Origin of the sequence: Thioclava sp. F36-7 (genome assembly GCF_002020075.1) — a bacterium.
Classification (GTDB): Bacteria; Pseudomonadota; Alphaproteobacteria; order Rhodobacterales; family Rhodobacteraceae; genus Thioclava; species Thioclava sediminum.
This window is the reverse complement of record NZ_MPZR01000008.1, coordinates 91,665-115,364: the sequence shown is the minus strand read 5'-3', so window position 1 is coordinate 115,364 and position 23,700 is coordinate 91,665. Positions and strand designations below refer to the sequence as shown.

At 65.1% G+C, this 23,700-nt stretch carries 23 protein-coding genes; 9 read left to right on the top strand and 14 right to left on the bottom strand.

Annotation, left to right across the window (positions count from 1 at the left end; translation table 11 throughout):
• Positions 1-175: 175 nt before the first annotated feature.
• Together scpA and BMI89_RS15640 are read right to left on the bottom strand one after the other, a co-directional pair.
• Positions 176-2,305 carry a methylmalonyl-CoA mutase gene (scpA, locus tag BMI89_RS15645; RefSeq protein ID WP_078571738.1) on the bottom strand — a complete coding sequence of 710 codons (2,130 nt, stop codon included), beginning with the start codon at positions 2,303-2,305 and terminating at the stop codon, positions 176-178.
• Complete coding sequence (locus BMI89_RS15640; RefSeq protein WP_078571737.1) at positions 2,277-3,206, bottom strand: hypothetical protein; 930 nt, start codon at positions 3,204-3,206, stop codon at positions 2,277-2,279. The genes scpA and BMI89_RS15640 overlap by 29 nt, the downstream gene beginning before the upstream one ends.
• A gap of 178 nt (positions 3,207-3,384) precedes the next feature.
• On the opposite strand from BMI89_RS15640, the gene BMI89_RS15635 reads away from it, so the two are divergent.
• Positions 3,385-3,861: a DUF4174 domain-containing protein gene (locus tag BMI89_RS15635; protein ID WP_078571736.1), complete on the top strand. Its 477-nt coding sequence runs from the start codon at positions 3,385-3,387 to the stop codon at positions 3,859-3,861.
• Positions 3,862-3,959: 98 nt separating this feature from the next.
• On the opposite strand, the gene BMI89_RS15630 is transcribed toward BMI89_RS15635, so the two are convergent.
• The 5 genes from BMI89_RS15630 to BMI89_RS15610 form a co-directional block, all read right to left on the bottom strand.
• Positions 3,960-5,963: an acetyl/propionyl/methylcrotonyl-CoA carboxylase subunit alpha gene (locus tag BMI89_RS15630; protein ID WP_078571735.1), complete on the bottom strand. Its 2,004-nt coding sequence runs from the start codon at positions 5,961-5,963 to the stop codon at positions 3,960-3,962.
• 152 nt (positions 5,964-6,115) lie between these two features.
• The gene (locus BMI89_RS15625; RefSeq protein ID WP_078571734.1) at positions 6,116-6,322 is read right to left on the bottom strand and encodes a hypothetical protein; all 207 of its coding nucleotides are present in this window, start codon (positions 6,320-6,322) and stop codon (positions 6,116-6,118) included.
• Between the two features lie 349 nt (positions 6,323-6,671).
• Positions 6,672-7,064 (bottom strand): hypothetical protein, encoded by a 393-nt coding sequence (locus tag BMI89_RS15620; protein ID WP_078547484.1) that lies wholly within the window; start codon positions 7,062-7,064, stop codon positions 6,672-6,674.
• Positions 7,065-7,980: 916 nt separating this feature from the next.
• Complete coding sequence (locus tag BMI89_RS15615; protein WP_246832052.1) at positions 7,981-8,502, bottom strand: DUF6497 family protein; 522 nt, start codon at positions 8,500-8,502, stop codon at positions 7,981-7,983.
• Between the two features lie 8 nt (positions 8,503-8,510).
• On the bottom strand, positions 8,511-10,043 hold the full coding sequence (locus BMI89_RS15610) for an acyl-CoA carboxylase subunit beta (protein WP_078571733.1): 1,533 nt from the start codon (positions 10,041-10,043) through the stop codon (positions 8,511-8,513).
• 235 nt (positions 10,044-10,278) lie between these two features.
• Between BMI89_RS15610 and BMI89_RS15605 the strand changes: the two genes are divergently transcribed.
• On the top strand, positions 10,279-11,673 hold the full coding sequence (locus BMI89_RS15605) for a helix-turn-helix transcriptional regulator (protein ID WP_078571732.1): 1,395 nt from the start codon (positions 10,279-10,281) through the stop codon (positions 11,671-11,673).
• A 61-nt stretch (positions 11,674-11,734) separates the two neighbouring features.
• Here the strand turns inward: BMI89_RS15605 and BMI89_RS15600 are convergent, their stop codons facing one another.
• A complete protein-coding gene (locus tag BMI89_RS15600; RefSeq protein WP_078542708.1) occupies positions 11,735-11,980 on the bottom strand; it encodes a YdcH family protein in 246 nt (81 codons plus the stop codon).
• A 71-nt stretch (positions 11,981-12,051) separates the two neighbouring features.
• On the bottom strand, positions 12,052-12,633 hold the full coding sequence (locus BMI89_RS15595) for a thermonuclease family protein (RefSeq protein ID WP_348638858.1): 582 nt from the start codon (positions 12,631-12,633) through the stop codon (positions 12,052-12,054).
• Positions 12,634-12,782: 149 nt separating this feature from the next.
• Here BMI89_RS15595 and BMI89_RS15590 point away from each other — a divergent pair, with 149 nt between their 5' ends.
• Complete coding sequence (locus BMI89_RS15590; RefSeq protein ID WP_078571730.1) at positions 12,783-13,166, top strand: DoxX family protein; 384 nt, start codon at positions 12,783-12,785, stop codon at positions 13,164-13,166.
• Between the two features lies 1 nt (position 13,167).
• On the opposite strand, the gene betA is transcribed toward BMI89_RS15590, so the two are convergent.
• The 3 genes from betA to betI form a co-directional block, all read right to left on the bottom strand.
• Positions 13,168-14,823 (bottom strand): choline dehydrogenase, encoded by a 1,656-nt coding sequence (gene betA, locus BMI89_RS15585; protein WP_078571729.1) that lies wholly within the window; start codon positions 14,821-14,823, stop codon positions 13,168-13,170.
• A gap of 104 nt (positions 14,824-14,927) precedes the next feature.
• Complete coding sequence (betB, locus tag BMI89_RS15580; RefSeq protein WP_078571728.1) at positions 14,928-16,379, bottom strand: betaine-aldehyde dehydrogenase; 1,452 nt, start codon at positions 16,377-16,379, stop codon at positions 14,928-14,930.
• The gene (gene betI / locus BMI89_RS15575) at positions 16,376-16,957 is read right to left on the bottom strand and encodes a transcriptional regulator BetI (protein WP_078571727.1); all 582 of its coding nucleotides are present in this window, start codon (positions 16,955-16,957) and stop codon (positions 16,376-16,378) included. Before betI ends, betB begins: the two co-directional genes overlap by 4 nt.
• A 117-nt stretch (positions 16,958-17,074) precedes the next feature.
• On the opposite strand from betI, the gene BMI89_RS15570 reads away from it, so the two are divergent.
• Genes BMI89_RS15570 through choV form a run of 4 tightly spaced genes read left to right on the top strand, consistent with a single transcriptional unit; the run spans position 17,075 to position 20,600 of the window.
• Entirely contained in the window at positions 17,075-18,019 is a 945-nt protein-coding gene (locus BMI89_RS15570; protein ID WP_078522864.1) for a choline ABC transporter substrate-binding protein, read from the top strand.
• A gap of 35 nt (positions 18,020-18,054) precedes the next feature.
• Positions 18,055-18,696 (top strand): hypothetical protein, encoded by a 642-nt coding sequence (locus tag BMI89_RS15565; protein ID WP_143593926.1) that lies wholly within the window; start codon positions 18,055-18,057, stop codon positions 18,694-18,696.
• 18 nt (positions 18,697-18,714) lie between these two features.
• A complete protein-coding gene (gene choW / locus BMI89_RS15560; protein ID WP_078547496.1) occupies positions 18,715-19,551 on the top strand; it encodes a choline ABC transporter permease subunit in 837 nt (278 codons plus the stop codon).
• Complete coding sequence (gene choV, locus BMI89_RS15555; protein WP_078547498.1) at positions 19,548-20,600, top strand: choline ABC transporter ATP-binding protein; 1,053 nt, start codon at positions 19,548-19,550, stop codon at positions 20,598-20,600. The genes choW and choV overlap by 4 nt, the downstream gene beginning before the upstream one ends.
• A gap of 117 nt (positions 20,601-20,717) precedes the next feature.
• Here choV and BMI89_RS15550 read toward each other — a convergent pair whose 3' ends face one another.
• Both BMI89_RS15550 and BMI89_RS15545 read right to left on the bottom strand, forming a co-directional pair.
• Entirely contained in the window at positions 20,718-21,623 is a 906-nt protein-coding gene (locus tag BMI89_RS15550) for a DMT family transporter (protein ID WP_246832051.1), read from the bottom strand.
• Between the two features lie 54 nt (positions 21,624-21,677).
• Positions 21,678-22,289, bottom strand: a complete 612-nt coding sequence (locus tag BMI89_RS15545) for a LysE/ArgO family amino acid transporter (RefSeq protein WP_078571725.1) — start codon at positions 22,287-22,289, stop codon at positions 21,678-21,680.
• A gap of 95 nt (positions 22,290-22,384) precedes the next feature.
• On the opposite strand from BMI89_RS15545, the gene BMI89_RS15540 reads away from it, so the two are divergent.
• Entirely contained in the window at positions 22,385-23,239 is an 855-nt protein-coding gene (locus tag BMI89_RS15540) for a LysR family transcriptional regulator ArgP (protein WP_078571724.1), read from the top strand.
• Between the two features lie 122 nt (positions 23,240-23,361).
• Positions 23,362-23,697: a cupin domain-containing protein gene (locus BMI89_RS15535; protein ID WP_078571723.1), complete on the top strand. Its 336-nt coding sequence runs from the start codon at positions 23,362-23,364 to the stop codon at positions 23,695-23,697.
• Positions 23,698-23,700 lie beyond the last annotated feature (3 nt).

Sequence of the window (23,700 nt, the reverse complement as noted above, 5' to 3'; positions counted from 1 at the left end):
GCCCTGTGATTAAATCGTTGCAATGTTTTGAAATGACTGGCGGCGCGCAGAGTTCCCCCGCGCGCCGCCCAAATTCAAAGCAAAGCCCGAACTTCGCCTTGGTCAAAATATCCCGGGGGGCGCGTCAGCGCGGGGGCAGAGCCCCCTCGCCCGTGCCCCCTCTCCCGTGAGCCCCTCAGGCCCGCGCCTGACGCACGATGTCGAGGATCTCGCGCGCGGCCAGCGGGATGTTGGTCCCCGGCCCGAAGATCGCCTTCACACCGGCCTTCTTGAGGTAGTCGTAATCCTGCTGCGGGATCACGCCGCCGCAGATCACGATGATATCCTCGGCGCCCTTCTCCTTGAGCGCCTCGATCAGCTTCGGTGCCAGCGTCTTGTGACCCGCCGCCTGCGACGAAATCCCGACCACATGGACGTCGTTGTCGATCGCGTCCTGGGCGGCTTCCTCCGGCGTCTGAAACAGCGGGCCCACATCGACGTCGAAGCCGATATCGGCGAAGGCGGTCGCGATCACCTTGGCACCGCGGTCATGGCCGTCCTGACCCATCTTCACCACCAGCATCCGCGGACGGCGGCCCTCTTCCTCGGCGAAGGTCTCGACGTCCTTCTGGATCTGGGCGAAGCCCTCGTCGCCGTCATAGGCCGCACCGTAGACGCCAGCCAAAGTCTTCACCTCGGCGCGGTGACGTCCGAACACCTTTTCCATCGCCATCGAAATTTCTCCCACAGAAGCCCGGGCGCGTGCAGCTTCCACCGCCGCTTCGAGCAGGTTGCCACCCTCGGAGGCGCGGCGCGTCAGTTCCGTCAGCGCCGCCTCGCAGGCCGCCTCGTCGCGGCTGGCCCGCATCTTCTCAAGTCGCGCGATCTGGTTGTCGCGCACCTTCGCATTGTCGATGTCGAGGATATCCAGCTCGTCCTCGGTCTCGCGGCGATACTTGTTCACCCCGACCACGACATCCTCGCCCCGGTCGATCAGCGCCTGACGCCGGGCGGCCGTCTCCTCGATGCGCAGCTTGGGCATGCCCGAGGCCACGGCCTTCGTCATGCCGCCCATCTCCTCGACTTCCTCGATCAGCTCCCAGGCCTTCTCGGCCAGTTCCGCCGTGAGGCTTTCGACGTAGTAGGAGCCCGCGAGCGGATCGACCACGTTGGTGATCCCGGTCTCTTCCTGCAAGATCAGCTGCGTGTTGCGCGCGATCCGGGCCGAGAACTCGGTGGGCAGCGCGATCGCCTCGTCGAGCGCGTTGGTGTGCAGCGACTGGGTGCCGCCAAGCGCTGCCGACATCGCCTCGTACGCCGTGCGGATCACGTTGTTATAGGGATCCTGCTCGGCCAGCGAGACGCCCGAGGTCTGGCAGTGGGTGCGCAGCATCGAGCTTTGCGGCTTCTTCGGCTCGAACTCTTCCATGATCCGGCTCCACAGCAGGCGCGCCGCGCGCAGCTTGGCCGCCTCCATGAAGAAGTTCATCCCGATCGCGAAGAAGAAGCTCAGACGGCCTGCGAACTTGTCGACATCCATCCCCGCCTTGATCGCGGTGCGCACGTATTCGCGCCCGTCCGCCAGCGTGTAGGCCAGCTCCTGCACGAGGTTCGCGCCGGCCTCCTGCATGTGGTAGCCGGAAATCGAGATCGAGTTGAAGCGCGGCATCTCGTTCGAAGTGTATTCGATGATATCCGCAATGATCCGCATCGAGGGCTCGGGCGGATAGATATAGGTGTTGCGGACCATGAACTCCTTGAGGATGTCGTTCTGGATCGTGCCCGACAGAACGCTGCGGTCATGGCCCTGCTCTTCGCCGGTGACGATGAAGTTGGCGAGGATCGGGATCACCGCGCCGTTCATCGTCATCGAGACCGAAATCTGATCGAGCGGGATACCGTCGAACAGGATCTTCATGTCCTCGACGCTGTCGATCGCCACGCCCGCCTTGCCGACATCGCCCTCGACGCGCGGGTGATCGCTGTCATAGCCGCGGTGGGTGGCGAGGTCGAAGGCCACCGACACGCCCTGCTGACCGGCGGCGAGCGCCTTGCGGTAGAAGGCGTTCGACTCCTCGGCGGTCGAGAAACCCGCATATTGCCGGATCGTCCACGGACGGCCCGCATACATCGTAGCCCGCGGGCCGCGCGTGAAGGGCGACAGGCCCGGCATGGTGCCCAGATGGTCGAGCCCCTCCACGTCCTCTTCGGTGTAAAGCGGCTTCACCGCGATCCCTTCGAGCGTGTTCCAGGTCAGGCCCTCGAACGGCCTGCCACGCAGTTCCTTCTCGGCGAGCTTACGCCAGTCCTCTTTCTTGTCCGTCATGGCCAAATCCTTCTTCCACTGTCGCCGCGGCGGGTGTCTTCCCCGCGTCTTCGGCCGTCATTTCCACGAAATTCAGTCCCGGCGGCGCGTGGCGCAACCAGGTCAGATCCTCCAGATAGCGGGCGGTCATCTGCGCGCGCTGCGCCTGATCGAAAGGCATCCAGCGCCCCGGCCCTGCCGCGACGCGGTGTCCGGCGCGAACCAGCCCCTCGCGCAGCGCCGCGCGCCCCGGGGCCGCGTTGCGCTGCCTGCGGGCATCGAACAGCCCGGCAGGCAGGCCTTCGCCCGGCACAAGCGCCTGAAGCTGGGCCTGCGGCTCCGCCCCCAGCGCCTCATGGCTCCACACCGTGACAGGCGCCCCAAGGGCTGTCTGCGCCTGCGCGATCACCGCCGGCCAACCGCGCGGATGATCGGCAAGCCGCGCAAGCCCACGCGCATCGGGCAGGCCAGCGCCCCGCCCCGCCATCACCGACAGAACCGAGGACCACCACATATCATAGCGCCGCATCGACAGCGCCACGCCGCCCAGATGCCCGTCCAGCACCTGCCGCGCACGCTCCAGCCGCCCCGCCGCATCCGGGTAGAGCGTCAGCATATCCATGCAATGCGGCATCGCGCCCAGCAGGTTCTCCTCCGAGATCACCAGATGGCGCATCCCCTGATCGGCGAGCCGGTCCAGCTCGAACTCCAGCGCGGTTCGCAGCCGCGACAGCGCCGCCCCATCCTCCGGCGTCACCAGATCGGGGCGCTTCACCAGCCCCGAGAACAGCCCCGCCCGCGTCCGGTCCGGCCCCCAATAGGCGATCCCGCCCGCGGCCAGCGCATCGGCGTTTTGCAGCATCCACGCCTGAAACGTCGTCGTCGCGGTGCGATGCGCCCCGATATGCAAAATGACATCCATGCCCGGCCCCCACGGCTCCGGGTCCAAGCGGCACCCCGCCGCAGCCCCGAAAACCCGGCGCCAGTCTGCACCGCGAGTCCTTGCGGGGCGCTTAAAGGCCGCATTTGGCGAAAATTCGCACGGTCCGGCATGGTGCGAGGGGGCTCGCGCGCATATATCAGGAACGAGAGAGGAGCCCATGACCCGTCTATTATCCCTTGGACTCGCTGCATTTCTTGCGCTGACGCCCTTTGCGGCCGCAGCCCAGGACAGCACCGTCGATCTCGCTGTGGCAGAGCCCGAGGTCACGCCCCCCTTCGCACCGGTCGATGGGGCGGATGCGGATCTGGACGCGTTCGTCTGGCAGAAACGGCCCATCGTCGTCTTCGCCGACAGCCCGCTCGACCCGGCCTTCAAGGAGCAGATCCGGTATCTGAAGGACCATTGGGCGGAACTGGCCCGGCGCGACGTCGTCGTCATCACCGACACCACGCCCGATCCGGCGAGCGACGTGCGCCGCACGCTGCGCCCGCGCGGGTTCTCCCTCGTCATCATCGCCAAGGACGGCACGGTGAACCTGCGCAAGCCCGCCCCGTGGGACGCGCGCGAGATCGTCCGCTCGATCGACAAGATGCCGATCCGGCGCGACGAGATCCGCGAACAGCGCGGCTTCTGACCACATCCCTGCACGAAACCGCGCGCCAATAGATCGCGCCCCGCCGCGGCGGGGTGAGCCGGTCGCCCGGCCTCCCTATGCCACGGCGCGGGCGTCACTTATTCGAACTCCATGATGATGTCGTCGACGGCAAGGCTCGCGCCCGCCTCGGCGTTGATCTTCTTCACGGTGCCCTTCTTCTCGGCGCGCAGGATGTTTTCCATCTTCATCGCCTCGACGGTGGCCAGCGGCTGACCTTCCTGCACTTCCGCGCCCTCCTCGACCGAGATCTTCACGACGAGACCCGGCATCGGGCAGAGCAGGAATTTCGAGGTATCGGGCGGCAGTTTCACCGGCATCAGCTGCGCGAGCTCGAACTGGCGCGGCGTGCGGACATGGACCTTCAGATCGGCACCACGCACCCGGATGCGGAAGCCCATCGGGATCTTGCCGACTTTCAGCACCAGCGGCGCTCCGTTCACGCTCAATTCGGCCAGCGGGTCGCCCGGCGTCCAGTCGCTCTCGACGCGCATCTCTTCGCCATCCTCGAAGATGATGGTCGAACCATGGCGATCCGCGTTCACCTTGAGCTTGAAATCCTCATCCTGAAGCGAGACAGCCCAATCCACGCCGACCTTGCGCTCGTGGTTGCCGAGCGTGCCGGAGATCTTGGTACGCCGGATCTCAGCCACGCGCTCCATCGCCGCCGTGGCCGCCGCGACCTTGCGCAGCATCCCCTCGTCCAGCGTCACGCCGTTGAACCCTTCAGGATATTCCTCTTCGATGAAGGCGGTGGTGATGTTGCCGGTCACGAAACGCTCGTGATCCATCACAGCCGCACAGAACGGCAGGTTGTGCCCGATGCCCTCGACCTCGAACATATCGAGCGCGAGACGCATCTCTTCGATAGCCTCGCCACGGCTCGGCGCCCAAGTGCAGAGCTTGGCGATCATCGGATCGTAGAACATCGAAATCTCGCCGCCCTCGAAGACGCCGGTATCGTTGCGCACGATGCCACCCGAAGCGGTCTTGCCTTCCACCGGCGGACGGTAGCGGGTCAGACGCCCGATCGAGGGCAGGAAGTTGCGATAGGGGTCCTCGGCATAGAGGCGGCTTTCGATCGCCCAGCCGTTGATGCCGATATCTTCCTGTTTCATCGGAAGCTTCTCGCCATCGGCCACGCGGATCATCTGCTCGACGAGGTCGATGCCGGTGATCAGCTCGGTGACCGGGTGCTCCACCTGAAGGCGGGTGTTCATCTCGAGGAAGTAGAAGTTCTTGTCGCCGTCGACGATGAATTCCACCGTGCCCGCGCTGCAGTAATCCACCGCTTTCGACAGGGCCACGGCCTGCTCGCCCATCGCCTTGCGCGTCTCGGGGTCGAGGAAGGGCGACGGTGCCTCTTCGATGACCTTCTGGTTGCGGCGCTGGATCGAGCATTCGCGCTCGTTCAGATAGACGCAGTTGCCGTGCTTGTCGGCGAGAACCTGAATTTCGATGTGGCGCGGTTGCGTCACGAATTTCTCGATGAAGATACGGTCGTCGCCGAAGCTGTTCGCGGCCTCGTTCTTAGATGACTGGAAGCCCTCGCGCGCCTCTTCGGCATTCCACGCGATGCGCATCCCCTTACCGCCGCCACCGGCGGAGGCCTTGATCATCACCGGGTAGCCGATCTCGTCGGAGATCTTCACCGCCTCATCGGCATCCGCGATCAGACCCATATAGCCGGGCACGGTCGACACGCCCGCCTCTTTCGCGAGCTTCTTCGAGGTGATCTTGTCGCCCATCGCCTCGATCGCGCCCGAGGGCGGACCGATGAAGGCGACGCCCTCTTTTTCCAGCGCCTCGGCGAACTTCTTGTTTTCCGACAGGAAGCCGTAGCCCGGGTGAACCGCCTCGGCGCCCGACTGACGGATCGCATCCATGATCTTGTCGATCACGATATAGGACTGGTTCGCGGGCGGCGGGCCGATATGGATCGCCTCGTCGGCCATCTGGACATGCAGCGCCTGCGCATCGGCATCGGAATAGACGGCGACCGTCTTGATCCCCATCTTCTGCGCCGACTTGATGACGCGGCAAGCGATCTCGCCACGGTTGGCGATCAGGATTTTCTTGAACATGTCAGGCCCTTCCCTTCCGGTGCGGGAGGGGCATCCCCCCGCCCCGCGTGTCGTGTTCATGATGTGAGACAAAAGAAAAACCGCCACCGGAGCGCGCAGCCCCGATGGCGGTCGAATAGCGATCGGACGCGGTCAGAGCCGCGCAGATGTGCTTAGTACGAGCGCTGGCAGACGCCTGCGTCGTCGCAATAGGTGCCCGCGAGCGCGCCGAGAGCCGCGCCGGTGAGCGCGTTGTTGTCGGTCGCATCCGCGATGATCGCGCCGCCGGCCGCACCGGCGAGGGCGCGCTGGCCGTCGGTTTGCATGCAGCCTGCGAGAGCGAGGCCGGCAAGGACAAGAAGGATCGGGGTTTTACGCATGGGAAACTGCCTCCAATAGCGGTTATGATTGGACGCGAGTTTATCGCGGCGCCGTGAAAAGCCAACGGCGAAAACGCGAGCTGAAGCCCCATCGGCGAGCTATCGCCGCTCCCCTTCACATCTTGGCGGTGCCCCCCTTGACCCCCGAAAGAAAAAAGCTGCGGCCCGACCATAAGATCAGGCCGCAGGAATAGGGAAGGGGTAGGGATATTAAACAAGCCGCGGGTGTTGGGGACAGTACGGCTTGCCCGCTCAATGTGACCGCGCGCACCGGCGATTGCAAAGGCGAAATCCTTGCAACCATGAGGTTCGGCGGCATGCCGCCATTTCGCGCAGGACATCAGCGAAATCATGCCCAATCCTCATCCTCGTCATCATCGAAGGCGAAGGCGTCGGGATCGGCGAAGACCTCCGGGAAGGAGGCTTCCGCGCGTTTCACGTCGATTTTGAGAAGCGCCTCGTAGCTTTCGGGATCGAACGGATCCTCGGCGGCCACCACCTCGCGCCCGAAGAGCCAGCTCAACCGGCCCGCATCGAGATTACCGCGCTCGAACGGTTCTTCGCCGAACTGCGCCCAGAGCGCGGCCATGAAGCCCGCATCGGCCTTGCGATCGCCATGACCGCGATCGGCATAGCGTTCACGCCGGATGAGTTTCGTCGCGCCCTTCTTGTTGGCACGGCGAATGGTGAATTGATAATCCGTCGAGGGTAACCGCGACGGGAAACCGCGATGCTTCAGCATGACGCGCCCTCCCCTTTGAAGTTGCTGGGACGGCGCGTGCTGAGCTTATGCGTTACGCCTTCATTGTTGACCCGTTTGATTTCGGTTCTGGTTCCCACCGGTCGGGTCGGTCGACGAAGTTGGCGTGCCAGGTGTCGGCTGACGTTGGGTCGATCCGCCGCGCGGCTCGGGCACACATTGTGCCGGCCGCTGCGTTGTTGCGGCAGTCGCGGTTTCGAGCGGTCCGCATTCGAGCGGACAGTCGGGCACGGAAGCCGGGTATTGCGAGTCGACGAGCCGTCCAGTCGGTCGGCAGGAGCCGCCACTGGCGACGGGGCCGCCATATTTGCCGGTATAGACCGGCTCAACGGTGACAGGTGCAGGCTCCGGTTTGGGCGCACAGCCCACAAGCAGAGCCGCGCAGGCAAGCGCGCCCAGAGAAATTCGGACCATCTCACTCTCCCCCATTCTTTGTTGGAATGGCTAAGAGCATACTCTGGAAGGATAATTGCCGCTAGGTAACCGTATGGCGTATCACACAACGCCACGGCTCCCGCAGGGATCGCGGGGGCAAGGCGACGGCTGCCGCCCCGCCCCGCACGCAGATTATTTGTACTTGCCGGTGTAGGTCGGCTCGGTGGTGACGGCCACCGGCGCGGGCTCAGGCTTGGGTGCGCAGGCTGCGACGAAGGCCACGAGGCCAAGCGCGATGAGAGCTTTCGACATGTCGTTCTCCTGTCCAAGGGGGCGCCCGCCCCGATCTCGGCGAGGTTCGGCACGACCCGTTTCAATACGGGGACCGAAATTGCTTTCCCCAAGGGCAGGTTAGCCTGCAAATCCTGCTCACGAAAGCGCGATTTCGCCGTGAGCGGCTGCGCGTATGCGCGCCCCGGCATCATGCCCTCCAAGCTGTGATCTGCGGTTCCGGCCAAAGCCATCAGAAAAACTCCCAAACGCAGTTTCCGTCCTCGACGGAAAAACTGTCGAAATATTGCACCACCTCGGGGGCGGCATCGCCGAACGGCACGATCTGGTCCGACAGGCTCACCATCACCTGCGCGGGCTCCGGACCGGGCTGCGGCAGGCGCGGCACCACCCACCCGTTGCACAGCGCCTCGATATCCTTCAGCGCGATATCGGAGGACAGCGGACTGCGCCCTCCGATCTGCGGCGCGAGGAAGCGAAAGCGATAGGTCAGCCCGTCCGGCCCGGCCTCGTTATGGATCACGTCGATCCACCAGACCTTCTGTCCCGACGGGACCGGGATCGCATCGCCCTTGGTCCCCTCCGGCCCATCGCCCGGCCCCAGATCCTCACCCAGATTGCCCGGATGCATGACCGTGCCGTAATCGGGCACCGGCGGCACCTCCCGCAGCTCCTGAGCCGATGCGGGCAATGCCAGCACCAGCCCGGCGAGAGCGCCGGGCAAGAGCGTCGTGATCCTCGGCCTGCCCGTCATGCGCCTCCTCAGAGCGGGATGTTGTCGTGCTTCTTCCACGGGTTGGACAGCTTCTTCGAGCGCAGCGCCGCAAAGGCACGGGCCACCCGGCGACGCGTCGAGCGCGGCTGGATCACCTCGTCGATGAAGCCCTTCTCGGCCGCCACGAACGGGTTCGCAAAACGGTCCTCATAATCGGCGGTGCGCTTGGCGATCTTCTCGGGTTCGCCCAGCTCCGAGCGGTAGAGAATTTCGACCGCGCCCTTGGCGCCCATCACCGCGATTTCCGCGGTCGGCCAGGCGTAGTTGAAATCGCCACGCAGGTGCTTGGAGGACATAACGTCATAGGCCCCGCCATAGGCTTTGCGGGTGATGACTGTGACCTTCGGCACGGTCGCCTCGCCATAGGCAAACAGCAGCTTCGCGCCGTGCTTGATGACGCCGTTATATTCCTGGCTGGTGCCCGGCAGGAAGCCCGGCACGTCGACAAGCGTCAGGATCGGGATTTCGAACGCGTCGCAGAAGCGCACGAAGCGCGCGGCCTTGCGGCTGGAATCGATGTCCAGACAGCCCGCCAGCACCATCGGCTGGTTCGCGACCACGCCGACCGTCTGCCCTTCGAGACGGATGAACCCGGTGATGATGTTGCCTGCGAAATCCTTCTGGATCTCGAAGAAATCCCCCTCATCCGCGATCTTCAGGATCAATTCCTTCATATCGTAGGGGGTATTCGCGTTCGACGGCACCAGCGTGTCGAGCGACGCCTCGATCCGGTCCACCTCGTCGAAGAAGGGCCGCACGGGGGCCTTCTCGCGGTTCGACAGCGGCAGGAAGTCGATCAGGCGGCGGGTCTCGAACAGCGCCTCGACGTCGTTCTCATAGGCGCCATCGGCGACCGAGCTCTTCTTGGTGTGGGTGGACGCGCCGCCCAGCTCCTCGGCCGTCACATGCTCGTTGGTGACCGTCTTCACCACGTCGGGGCCGGTGACGAACATGTACGACGTGTCCTTCACCATGAAGATGAAGTCCGTCATCGCGGGCGAATAGACCGCACCGCCCGCGCACGGGCCCATGATGAGGCTGATCTGCGGCACCACGCCCGAGGCCATGATGTTACGCTGGAACACGTCCGCATAGCCCGCAAGCGAGGCCACGCCTTCCTGAATCCGCGCACCGCCCGAATCGTTGATCCCGATCACCGGCGCGCCGTTCTGCACCGCCATATCCATGATCTTGCAGATCTTCTCGGCATGGGTTTCCGACAGCGAGCCGCCGAAGACCGTGAAGTCCTGGCTGAACACATAGACCATGCGCCCGTTCACGGTGCCCCAGCCGGTGACGACGCCGTCGCCATAGGGCTTGCTCCCTTCCATCCCGAAATCGGTGCAGCGATGGGTTTTGAACATGTCGAACTCTTCGAAAGAGCCCTCGTCGAGCAGCAATTCGATCCGCTCGCGCGCGGTCAGCTTGCCCTTCTTGTGCTGCACCTCGATGCGTTTCTCGCCGCCACCAAGGCGGGCTTCGTCGCGCCGATGCTCCAGCTCCTTCAGGATGTCTCTCATGAGGGTCCTCCGCATAATTTCCCGGCACACTATTCCGAACGCAACAATCTTACAAAGGGGATTCGAGAAAATTTGCAAATAATTGGCAAGTAACGGATAGCGAATTGCATAACTGCGAAGTCCGCCGCTGATCGAAGCCTATCCACGGTTGCTCCCGCGAAGCCGCCTCTGACCCGGGAAAATTTGACGCAGAATTTTTGCAAAGCTACAAATTCCTTTGCAAAGGGAGGGGCAGATGGCGACTCAGAAACTCTATGCCGGTGTGAAACTGCGCGAAACCCGCACGCGGCTTGGCCTGACCCAGAAAGCCTTCGCTGAGCGGCTCGGCGTGTCGCTGCCCTATCTCAACCAGATGGAGAACAACCACCGCCCGGTCTCGGCGCAGGTCGTGCTGGCGCTGGCGAGCGAATTCGGGCTCGACGTGACCGAGCTCTCGGCAGGCGATGCGGAGCGGCTGGTCTCGGACATGCGCGAGGCGCTGGCCGACCCGATCTTCTCCGATGGCGCGCCGCCCCTGGCCGATCTGCGGCTCGCGGCGTCCAATGCACCCGCCCTCGCCCGGTCCTTCCTCGAGTTGCACCGCGCCTATCGCCAAACCCATGAACGCCTCGCCTCGCTCGACGAAGCCCTGGGCCGCGAGGGCGCGCAAACGGTGGTCTCCCCTTGGGAGGAGGTCCGCGACTTCTTCCACTATTGCGACAATTACATCGATGCCGTCGACCGCGCGGCCGAGCGCTATTCCTGCCGCGATGGCAATAGGTTGGAGCCCATTCCTCATGCGATCGACACCCTCGCGAAGCGGGGCATCGACGTGCAGTTTTCCGACATTTCGCAGCTGCGCGAGCGCGATGGCAATCGCCTTCTGATCAACGCCCATGCGGGCCGCCCGACGCAGGCGTTTCAGCTGCTCCACCAAGTGGCGCTACTGACTCAGAACGACCTGCTGGAGGCCACGCTCGACCTCGCGCGCTTCCAGTCCGACACCGCCCGCGCCATCGCCAAGATCGGCCTCGCCAACTACTTCGCGGGCGCGGCGCTTCTGCCCTACCGACCCTTTCTGGAGGCGGCGCAGGACACGCGCCACGATCTGGAGCGGCTCTGCGATATTTTCACCGCCTCGACCGAGCAGGTCGCCCACCGCCTCTCGACCCTGCAGCGCCCCGGCGCGAAGGGCATCCCCTTCTTCTTCGTCCGCGTCGATCAGGCCGGCACGATCACCAAGCGCCACTCCGCGACCCGGCTGCAATTCGCCCGGTTCGGCGGCGCCTGCCCGCTCTGGAACGTCCACCAAGCCTTTGAGACACCAACGAAATTCCTGCGGCAACTTGCCGAGACCCCCGATGGCGTGCGCTATCTCTGCCTCGCGCGCGACGTCTCGAAATCGGGCGGCAGCTTCACCGCGCCCGTGCGGCGCTACGCGATCTGTCTGGGCTGCGAGGTGAGCCACGCCAAGGGGCTCGTCTATGCGGACGATATGGAGCTCGGCAATCCGAAGGCCTACCAGCCGATCGGGATCTCCTGCCGTATCTGCGAGCGCAAGGATTGCCACCAGCGCTCGGTTCCGCCGCTGGAACGCCGGCTGCATGTCGATCCCGACCATCGCGGCCTTCTGCCCTACGACATCGCATAGAAAAACGCCCCGGGGCCGAAGTCCCGAGGCGTCTCACCAAAATCACTCGTTACCCTACAACTCAGGCGTCGGCGGTGCCCAGCATCCGCGCGATCTCGTCCTTCACTGCGGCGCGTTGCTTGCGCAGGTCGGTCTCGGCCAAGCTGTCCATCGGCTCCACATTCGTCTCGGCCCGATGCACGCGATCATTGAGCGCGTCGTAATCGTCCAACAATTTTGCAAAATGCGCGTTGGAGATTTTCAACTCGTGAATCCGATCGAGTTTCGTCGGGAATTCTTCTTGCAGCGTGTGCGGCGTATTGGCCATGTCGCTCCCTTTCCTTGCTGTCGGGTCGACATTAGGCCAGCGCGACTCGGCCCACCTTGATGCGCATCAAATCAGCCGCCCGCGCGACGCCATCCTGCGCTTTTTGCGGCGGCCTCCGAACAGAACCACCGCTCGCCCTTGGCCTCATTGATCCGCGTGGCGGCATAAGAGCGCGTGCCCGGCAGATGATAGAGCCGTCCGCGCCCGGAAATATTCCCCTTGATCGCGCAATTTCCCGGCGGATTCTGCACCTTGGCCGCTGCACGCACCTTTGCGGGACGCTGCGCCGCGCCCTGCCAGACACCGAGCCCCGCGCGCCGCGCCCGGTCCTCCTGCGACACATAATCGCGCGAATATTTCCGATAGGCGAAGGCCGCCCCGCGCGCGACCATCTCGGCATTCAGGTCGCGCCCGCCTGCCCGGCAGACCGCGATCAGCCGCCCGTAGCGATCTTCCTCATCGCCCGAGCAGCGCACCCCCTGCCCCGCAAGCCGCCGCAACTCCGCCGTGGCCGCCCGTCCGCAGGCCCAGCGCACGCCTTGCGCCGTCTTGCAGCTCTGCTTCGCCTCCGGCGCATCGATCCCGAAAAGCCGCACCCGCGTGTTTGCGACCACCAGCGTATCACCATCGACGACGCGCGGCAGGCCGCTCACGGTCGCCGCCGAGAGCTGCGACGCGGCGGGCACCGCCAGAAGAACAAGAAGTGAACAAATCCTTAACATACCCCAGATATCGGCGGAACTGATCTCGCACGCAACAGATTTCGTAGCTGAATGGTAAACTCGAAACTTGGGAGGCCCGCATGTCCGACGCGCTCAACCTGATCGGCCGCATCCTGATCGCTCTGCTGTTCTTCGGCGGCGCGGTGCAGAAAGTCACCGATCCGCAAATGGTCGAGGAGATGATCGGCTGGCTTGGCCTGCCCGGCTGGCTGGTCTGGCCTGTAGCGCTGTTCAACCTGATCGCGGCGCTCGGCCTGATCTTCGGCCCGAAGGTGCGGGGCTGGGCGCTGATCCTTGCGGGCTATTGCATCTTCACCAGCTGGTTTCACTGGCAGCTGCGCGCCGACCCGTGGCAGGTGACGATCTTCGTGAAAAACTGGGCGATCGCGGGCGGACTTTTGATCCTCGCGGCGCAAGGGCCGGGGCGCTATGCCCTCAACCTCCCGCGCCGCAAGAACGGTTAACTCAGCGCTGCGCCACCTGCCAGTTCGGCGCCACCCATGGCTCGAGGTTCTCGCGCGCGAGCGGCGCGCGGCCCAGCAGGTGATCGGCCATCTTCTCGCCCACCATGATCGAGGGCGCGTTCAGATTGCCATTGGTGATGCGCGGGAAGACCGAGCTGTCGGCGACCCGCAGCCCCTCCACCCCGATCACGCGGCCTTCAGGATCGACGACGGCGCTCGGATCGTCCGCCGCCCCCATCTTCGCGGTGCCGCAGGGGTGATAGGCGCTCTCGGCATGCTCGCGGATGAACGCGTCGATCTGCTCATCCGTCTCGACCGCAGCGCCGGGCTGGATCTCGTGCTTCACATGCGCGGCCATCGGCGCTTGGCCAAAGATCTCCCGCGTCAGCCGCACGCATTTGCGGAACTCGGCCCAGTCGTCGGGATGGCTCATATAGTTGAACTTGATCTCGGGCTTGGCCTCAGGATCGCCCGAGCTGAGCCGCACATGCCCACGCGATTTCGAACGCATCGGCCCGACATGCGCCTGGAAGCCATGCCCCTCGGCGGCGGCCTTGCCGTCATAGCGCACCGCGATCGGCAGGAAGTGATACTGGATGTCCGGATAGTCGATCCCGGCATCCGAGCGGATGAAAGCGCAGCTCTCGAACTGGTTCGACGCGCCGAGCCCGCCCTTGGTGAACAGCCACTGCGCGCCCACCCGGGCCTTGCCGTAGAGGTTCCAGTATTTGAACAGCGTCACCGGCTGTTTCGCGGCGAATTGCATATAGATCTCAAGGTGATCCTGCAGGTTCGCACCCACACCCGGGCGATCCGCCAGCACCTCGACTCCATGCTCGCGCAGATGCTCTGCCGGGCCGACACCCGACAGCATCAGCAGCTTCGGCGTGTTGATCGAGCTGGCTGCCAGCACGACCTCGGAGCTCGCGCGGACCACCTCGATCTGGCCCTTGCGCTTGATCTCGACGCCGACGACCTTCTTGCCTTCGAAGACCACGCGCCGCGCCAGACCGCGCACGATCCGCAGCTTGCCGGTCTTGAGCGCCGGGCGCAGATAGGCATTGGCCGCCGACCAGCGACGCCCCTTGTAGATCGTGGCCTCCATCGGCCCGAAGCCTTCCTGCTGCTGGCCGTTGTAATCCTCGGTCACCGGATAGCCCGCCGCCTTGCCCGCCGCGACGAACGCGTCGAACAGCGGGTTGGCGCGCGGCCCGCGGGTCACATGCAGCGGCCCCGAACGGCCGCGCCACTCGGTCTCTTCGCCGCCATGCCAATGCTCCATCCGCTTGTAATAGGGCAGCACGTCGGCATAGCCCCAGCCGGTCGCGCCGCTTTCCTCCCAATGGTCGAAATCGCGCGCGTGGCCCCGGACATAGACCATGCCGTTGATGCTCGACGAGCCGCCCAGCACCTTGCCGCGCGGGGTCGCAAGACGCCGCCCGCCCAGATGCTCCTCGGGTTCCGACTGAAAGCCCCAGTCATAGATCCCCATATTCATCGGATAGCTCAGCGCGCCGGGCATCTGGATGAACGGCCCCGCATCCGAGCCGCCATGCTCGATCACCACCACGTCGCGCCCAGCTTCCACGAGCCGATACGCCAGCGCTGAGCCACCAGAGCCCGCGCCTACGATCACAAATTCTGCCGAAACACTCATATCTTCCCCTTGGCGGAAATATCCCGGGGGTCGCCGATTGGTGCGCCATCGGCCCAAAGACCAAACGGCGACGGGCAGCGCCCCCAGCCTCCCCAAATTCGAACTCAGTACGGGCTCTCGACCGGCCCCATGCCGACATAGACGGATTTGAGCTGCGTATAATGCTCCACCGCCGCGCGCGAATTCTCGCGCCCGAAGCCCGATTGCTTCACCGCGCCGAAGGGCATCTCCACCGGCGTCAGGTTATAGGCGTTGATCCAGGTGGTGCCCGCCTGCAGCTGGCCGACCACACGGTGGCCGCGCGCCAGATCGCCGGTGAACACACCCGCGGCGAGGCCAAACTGCGTGTCGTTGGCCCGCGCGATCGCCTCTTCCTCGGTCTCGAAATCCAGCACCGACATGACGGGGCCGAAGATTTCTTCCCGCGCGATGGTCATGTCGTCGGTGACATCGGCGAAGACCGTGGGCTGTACGAAAAGCGGCCCCTCGTTGCCCGCAGAGCCGCCGCAGACCAGTCGCGCGCCTTCGGATTTCGCGCTATCGACATAGGACATCACCTTGTCGAACTGCGCCTTCGAGATCAGCGGACCGAATTGCGTCGCCTCATCGAGCGGATCGCCGGCGACGATGGTCTCGGCGCGCTCTTTCAGACGGGCGAGGAATTTCTCCTTGATGCCCTTCTGCACGAAGACCCGCGTCCCGTTGGAACAGATCTGCCCCGAGGAATAGAAATTCCCCAGCATCGCCGCCCCGATCGCGCTTTCGATATCGGCGTCGTCGAACACGATCATCGGGGATTTGCCCCCCAATTCCATCGTGACGTGCTTCATGCCCGCCGAAGCCGCCTGATAGACCTTCGCGCCCGTCGGCACCGAACCCGTCAGCGAGACTTTCGCGATGCGCGGATCGGTGGACAGCGCCGCCCCCACCGGGCCGAAGCCCTGCACCACGTTGAAGATACCCGCGGGCATCCCGGCCTCGATGAAGATCTCGGCGAGCTTCAGCGCGCCCAGCGGCGTCATCTCGGAGGGTTTGAACACCATCGCATTGCCGGTCGACAGCGCAGGCGCGGATTTCCAGCAGGCGATCTGGCTGGGATAGTTCCACGCGCCGATCCCCGCGCAAACGCCCAGCGGCTCGCGGATCGTATAGGCGAAATCGCCGCCCAGCGGCATGGTCTCGCCGGTCAGCGTCGGCGCCAGACCTGCGAAATATTCCAGCGCCTCGGCGCCCGAGGGCCAGTCTGCCTCGCGGGTTTCCTGAATCGGCTTGCCGGTGTCGAGGGTTTCCAGCAGCGCCAGCTCCTCACCACGCTCACGGATGATCGCGACGGCGCGGGTCAGGATGCGGCCGCGCTCGACCGGGCGCAGTGCGGCCCAGTCCTTCTGCGCCTCAACCGCGCCGGAAATCGCAGCGTCGATCACCGCAGGGGTCGCCGCGTGCAGCTTGGCGATCACCTCGCCGGTGCCGGGATAGGTGACGATCAGCTCGTCGCCGTCCGTGTCTTCCATCCAGTCGCCATTGACGAAATGGCTCGCTTTCGGCTGTGCCCTCATTGGTGGACCTCCAATTCCTTTTCCAGATGCGCCAGCACCAGTTCACAGGCGGCCTCGCGGTCGGGTTCGCCCGCGACAAGCGCCGCGCGGATGTAGACGCCATCGATCATCGCGCCCAAACCCTCGGCCACGGAGCCCGCACGGTCGCCGACCAGCGGACGCAGCCCGTGCATGAGGTTCGAGCGCAGACGGCGCTGATAAATATGCAGCAGGCGCCGCGCATCGGCGCTCGACTGCGCGAGAACGTAGAAGTTCAGCCACGCGGCAATCGCCTCGTGACGGAACGAGCCCGCCGCGAAAGAACCCATCACAACTGCGCGAACACGCTCATGCGGGGTCTGTGCCATCGCCATCGCACCGCGCACTTCCGCGCCGTAGATCGACAGGATCGAGCGCATCGCGGCGAGGAAAATCCGGTCTTTCGACCCGAAATAATGGTGCGCCAGCGCCGAGGACATGCCCGCGCGCCGGGCGATCTGCGCGACCGTCACGTCGAGCGATCCCGCCTCACCCACTGTCTCAATAGTCGCTTTGACCAAGGCAGCGCGCCGTATAGGCTCTGCTCCAAGCTTCGGCATGTTCGGCCTCCTTCCGGGTGGCTTGCTTGCATGTCGAGCTAGAACATGTTTATTGACTCGTCAATCAACAACCGCATCCCGCGGTTTTTCTTAACGCTGCACAGGGAGAAAAAAAGCATGAAACTTCGTTCCACGCTCCTCGCAATGGGGGCTGCGCTCTCGCTCGGACTGGCAGGCACCGCGCCCGCACAGGCCGCCGATTGCTCGAAAGTGACCTTCTCCGATGTCGGCTGGACCGACATCACCTCGACCACCGCGGTCGCGACCACGATCCTCGAAGCGCTCGGCTACGAGACCGACACCAAGGTCCTCTCGGTTCCGGTGACCTACGAGGCGCTGTCGAAAGGCGATGTCGACGTATTCCTCGGCAACTGGATGCCCTCGATGGCCGCCAACGTGGATCCCTACACCAAGGACGGCACGGTCGAGACGCTCGGCACCAACCTGACCGGCGCGAAATACACGCTCGCCACCAACGCCGCCGGCGCCAAAGCCGGCATCAAGGACTTCTCCGACATCGCCAAGCATGCCGACGAGCTGGACAACCAGATCTACGGCATCGAGCCGGGCAATGACGGCAACGCGCTGATCCTCGACATGATCGACAAGGACGCGTTCGGCCTGAAAGACTTCGACCTGAAGGAAAGCTCCGAGCAGGGCATGCTCGCGCAGGTCGCGCGCGCCGACAAGGCCGACAAGCCGATCATCTTCCTCGCGTGGGAGCCCCACCCGATGAACTCCAACTTCGACATCACCTACCTGTCGGGCGGCGATGACTTCTTCGGCCCCGATTACGGCGGTGCAACGGTCATGACCAATGTCCGCGCGGGCTATGTCGACGAATGCCCGAACCCGGGCAAGTTCGTCTCCAACCTGAAGTTCACCCTCGGGATGGAAAACGAGATCATGGGCAAGATCCTCGACGACGGCGATGATCCCAAGGACGCTGCGAAGGCTTGGCTCAAAGCCAATCCCGATGCTTGGAAAGCCTGGCTCGACGGTGTGACCACGAAGGATGGCGGCGACGCGCAGGCAGCGGTCGAGAAAGCGCTGAACTCGTGAGCCTTCGGGCGAAATATTCGCGCGGGCGACAGGGCATGCCCCTCCGCCCCCGCTTCCCCTCGGTCCGCGCCCTCACCGGCGCGGCCCTTCTCTTCGCGGGGATGATCGCAGCGCCCCTCACCCCGGCGCGCGCCGCGGATTGCCCGGACGCCGAAGCCCTGCACGCGGCGGGCGTCACGCTCACACGCAACAGCCCCAAAATGGCGCAGGCCTATCGCTACGAGAACGGCACGCTGACCTCCTACCGGGTCGACGATCCCGAACTCGGCCGGCCGCCCAAGCGCGAGCGCTACGACCATCCGCTGGCGGTGAGCCTGCAGGAAATGGACGGGCGCAGCTTCGCGCTCATCTATGACGACGACCCCGCGCGCCTCGGCCAACTGCCGCAACTGGGCAACTGGCGCACCCCGGTGAGCCTGAAAGTCGACGGCGAGACCAAGGATCGCGGCACCATCTCATATGCCTATCGCGGCACCGGCTCGGTGCAGATCGGCGCGTGCCGCTACGATGTCTGGCAGGTCGTCGAACGGATCGCGATGGGCAAGCTGCGCACCGCCTTCCTCAAGGAATTTTCCCCCAAGGCCGGGCTGGTCCTGCGCGTGACCAAGCTCGACCCCGAAACCGGCAAGGCGCAATCGCAAGTCGCCTTCGACCGCATCGAGACGCGCCAGAAATAACAAACCGCAAGGACAGCTATGAACTGGTTGACCGATACCAAAATCCCCGTGGGCAAGACGGCCAAGATCGTGATCGACTGGCTGCAGGACCACGCCGCACCGCTCTTCGACGCGCTCTCCGTCGCGTTGAAAGCGCTGATCGACGCAACGCTCTGGGTGCTGCAAGGCCCCCCGCCCCTTCTCGTGATCCTCGCCTTCGCGGTGATCGCCTACCTGCTGCAACGTAGCTGGAAGATTTCGCTCCTGGTGATCGTGGGCTTCCTGTTCATCCTCAATCAGGACTACTGGGAGGAAACCACCGAGAGCCTCACCCTCGTGATCGCCGCCTGCGTGGTCTGCATGGGCATCGGCGTACCGATCGGCATCGCCGCCGCCCACCGTCCGCGCCTGTATTCGGTGCTGCAGCCGGTCTTGGACCTGATGCAGACGCTGCCGGCCTTCGTCTACCTGATCCCGGCCATCGTCTTCTTCGGCATCGGCATGGTGCCCGGCCTGATCGCGACCGTGATCTTCGTGCTGCCCGCGCCGATCCGCCTGACCCATCTGGGCGTCTCCTCGACGCCCGATACGCTGACCGAGGCCGCCCAATCCTTCGGCGCGACCAAGAGCCAGCTTCTGTGGAAGGTCGAACTGCCCTATGCCACCCCGCAGATCATGGCCGGTCTGAACCAGACGATCATGCTCTCGCTCTCGATGGTCGTGGTGGCCGCGCTTGTCGGCGCTGACGGCCTCGGCGTGCCAGTCGTGCGCGCGCTCAACACCGTCAACACGGCGCTCGGCTTCGAGTCCGGCTTCGTGATCGTCGTCGTCGCCATCATCCTTGACCGCATGCTGCGCCGCGGAGGTTCGAAATGACCCAGACCAAAGCCAAAACCGCCGTCAAATTCGACAATGTCTCCATCGTCTTCGGCGACCGCCCGCAAGAGGCGCTGCCCCTGATGGATGAAGGGCTCTCGCGCCCCGAGATTCAGGAGCGTACCGATCAGGTGCTGGGCGTGCATGACTGCTCGGTCGAGGTGCCCGAAGGCGAGATTCTCGTGCTGATGGGCCTCTCGGGCTCGGGCAAATCGACGCTGCTGCGCGCGGTGAACGGGCTGAACCCGGTCGTGCGCGGTCAGGTCGAGGTGCATGACGGCGAGCGTCTCGTCGACGTCACCCACGCCGATCCCGCGACCTTGCGCAAAATGCGCCTGAACAAGATCGCGATGGTGTTCCAGCAATTCGGCCTGCTGCCCTGGCGGACCGTGCGCGAGAATGTGGGCCTCGGCCTCGAACTCGCCGGCATGAGCAAGGCGGAACGCCGCAAGAAGGTCGACACCCAGCTGGAACTGGTGGGCCTGTCGGACTGGGCCGACCGTCAGGTGGCAGAGCTGTCGGGCGGCATGCAGCAGCGCGTGGGCCTCGCCCGCGCCTTCGCCACCGACGCGCCGATCCTGCTGATGGACGAGCCGTTCTCCGCGCTCGACCCGCTGATCCGCACCAAACTGCAGGACGAGTTGCTGGAGCTGCAGACCAAACTCAAACGCACGATCATCTTCGTCAGCCACGACCTCGACGAGGCGTTCAAGATTGGCAACCGGATCGCGCTGATGGAAGGCGGCCGGATCGTGCAATGCGGCACCGCGCGCGACATCATCGCCAAGCCCGCCAACGGCTATGTGGCCGATTTCGTGGCCCATATGAACCCGCTCGGCGTGCTGACCGCCGAGGATATCGCCGATCCCGTCGGCACGCCCACCGGCGACGCCACCGGCGCGCCGATGCCCGCCGACGCGCCCGTGCGCGACGTGATGGAGCGGCTGCGCTACGAGCCTGCGGTGCCGCTCACCGATGGCCGTGTCGTGACCCGCGAGGGCGTCATCACGCGGCTCATCGACCCCCAGCGCAGCGCCGAGGCGAGCTGAGGGACGCTTCGCGGAGGATATTTTGACCAAGCCGAAACCAAGGCGCGCGCGCCCCTTCGGCTTGGCTCAAATATCCCCGCCGGAGGCATCCGACATTTGCAGAAAAGCGCCGCGCTGTCAGATCTTGGTGGCAGGCGGAGGCGGCGTCACCCGGCGTTTGAGCTGCGCCTCGCGGAAGGTCATGTAGCTGACCGAGGCGATGATGATAGCACCGCCCAGGATCACGTAAGGGTCCGGGCGCTCGCCGAAAATCGACCAGCCCGCAATCGCCGCCCAGACCAGTTGCAGGAAGATCACCGGCTGCGTCACCGTCACGGGCGCCGCGGCGAAGGCCCGCGTCATGCAGTAATGCCCGCCGGTTGCGAACACTGCCACCGCGCCCAGCCAGAGCGTCTCGGACAACGTGATCGGCTCCCATTTCCAGATCGCCACCGGGGCGAGCGCGACGGTCACCACCAGCGTCATCATCGCGACCACCGTGCCTGCGGGGACGTAATCGGTCAGCCGCTTCGCGGCGAGATAGGCGCCGCCGAAGAACAGCGCCGCGCCAAGCTGGGCGAGATGGCCCGGCTCGATCGCGCGCATCCCCGGGCGCAGGATGATCAGCGCGCCGATCAGCGCGACGACCACCGCCGTCACGCGCCGCCATGCCAGCCCCTCGCCCAGCAGGAGCGCACCGCCCACCGTCACCACGATCGGGTTGAGGTAGTTGATCGCGGTAACATCGGCGATCGGGATATTGCTCATCGCGAAGAACCACAGCCCCACCGCCACCGCGTGCAGGAGACCGCGCACCCCGAACAGCGCCCAGACCTGAGGCGGAAACTTCTGGCGCAGGATGCGGGCCAACGCGGGCGCGAAGAAGATCAGCCCCCACATGAAGCGCACGAAGGCCGATTGCGCGGCGGGCACCTGATCGCCCAGCCAGTGAACGATGATGTTCACCATCACGAAACAGGCGGTGGTGGCGAGCATCCACAGGATGCCGATCAGCGGTTTGTTGGGTTTGTCTTGCGCGGTCATGACACCTCTTGGACGCTGGTTCGGCACCGCGCGCAAGGGGCGGCTTTGTGTCGGTTATAATGCGCCCGCCGCGAGCTTCCAGGCGATCGAGCCCATCAGCACCGCGATCAGCGCATCGAGCACCCGCCACGCGCTCTCCTTGGCGAAAAGCGGTGCCAGAAGTCGCGCGCCATAGGCCAATGCGAAGAAGAACACGAACGAAGCCACGATCGCGCCCGAGGCGAAGCTGATCCGCGCGCCCGCGAACTGCGCCGAGACCGCGCCGAGCAGCACCACCGTATCGAGCCAGACATGCGGGTTCGCCCAAGTGAAAGCGGCCACCGTCACCAGCACGGCGCGCAGGGACGGTGCGCTGCCTGCGCTCGGGTCGAGATGTTCGCCGCCGCGGATCGCCGCCAAAGCGGAGCGGATCGCATACCAGCTGAGAAAAGCGACACCGCCCCAGCGCAGCGTCTCCGGCAGCCATGGCAGCGCCGTGGAGGCCGCCGCGAAGCCCGACACGCCAAGCGCGATCAGCACCGCATCGGAGAGCGCGCAGAACAGCGCCACCGCGAAGACATGCTCGCGCCGCAGCCCCTGACGCAGCACGAAAGCGTTTTGCGCGCCGATCGCCACGATCAGCCCGAGCCCCAGTTTCAGCCCCGCCCAGAATGCCACCAATTCCATCCGCCTCACCTCCGGTCTGCTCAGAGACGCTTCTCAGTGCCGGGGCGAGCGTATAAGTTCAACTTAATTAAACTAACTCTGTATAAGTAAAACTTATGTTCGACTATGCCGCGCTGGATGCGCTCGCCACCGTGATCGAGACCGGAAGCTTCGAGGCCGCCAGCGCGCGGCTCGGGGTGTCGCAATCGGCCGTCTCGCAACGCGTCCGCCAGTTGGAAGAACGGATGGGCGCGGTTCTGGTGATCCGCGCCACGCCCTGCCGCGCGACCGAGGATGGCGCGCGGCTGATCGCCCATCTGCGCGAAGTGGCGCTTCTGGAGACCGAGCTTGCGCCCTCCGAGACCCCGCCGGTTCTGCGCATCGCGGTGAATGCGGACAGTCTCGCGACTTGGGTGCTGCCCGCGCTGGCCGAGGTCGAGGGCGTGTGCTTCGATCTGGTGATCGACGATCAGGACCATTCGGCGGGGCTGCTGCGCCGGGGCGAAGTCGCGGGCGCGATCACCGCCGACGAGGGGCCGATTGCGGGCTGCGACAGCGTGAGCCTCGGGCGGCTGCGCTATATCGCGACGGCGAGCCCGGACTTCGTCGCGCGTTATTTCCCGAACCGGATCGACCGGCACTCCTTGCGCGCGGCCCCTGCCCTGCAGTTCAACGCCAAGGATCGGCTGCAGGACCGCTGGGCCTCGATGATCGCGGGCATGCCGATGGGGCTGCGCGCGCATCGTATCGGCTCGACCGAAGGCTTCGTGGAGGCCTGTCTGCGCGGCATGGGCTGGGGGCTGAACCCCGAGGCGCTGGTGCGTGCGCATCTGGAAAGCGGCGCGCTGGAACGGCTGGGCCCCGCGCCGATCGACGTGCCGCTCTACTGGCAGAGCGCGCGGCGGCTGAAAGCCCCGCTCGCGCCGCTGACCAAAGCGCTGCGGCAGGCGGCGAAAACGGTGTTGTTGTAAGGGTTCAGGAAGGGGTTGATCCGGCAGAGCGTCCCAACGGCCTGAGCGCGCGCATTGCCCGCGGCCTGCGCGGCGCGCATAGTGACGCATGTCCCGCAGGCCCGTCAGGAGGAGAGACGCCCATGGAGCTACCCGATTTCATTCAGGCCTTCCCCGCCCTCGATCTGCCGTTTCCCGAAGATCAGGTGCGCAGCCACGCGATCCGCTCGGAGGCAGGGCTGGTGGTGTTCCTGCACTTCCTCACCGATTTCGACCTGCCGCCCCATGCGCATAAGGCTCAGTGGGGCACGGTGATCGAGGGCGAGGCGGAACTGACCATCGCAGGCGAGACCCGGGTCTATCGCCCCGGCGAGAGCTACGACATCCCCGCCGGCGCGGAACATTCGGCACGGCTCAAGGCGGGGACGAAAGTGATCGACGCCTTCGAGGAGGCCGATCGCTATCCGCTGAAAGCCTGAGGA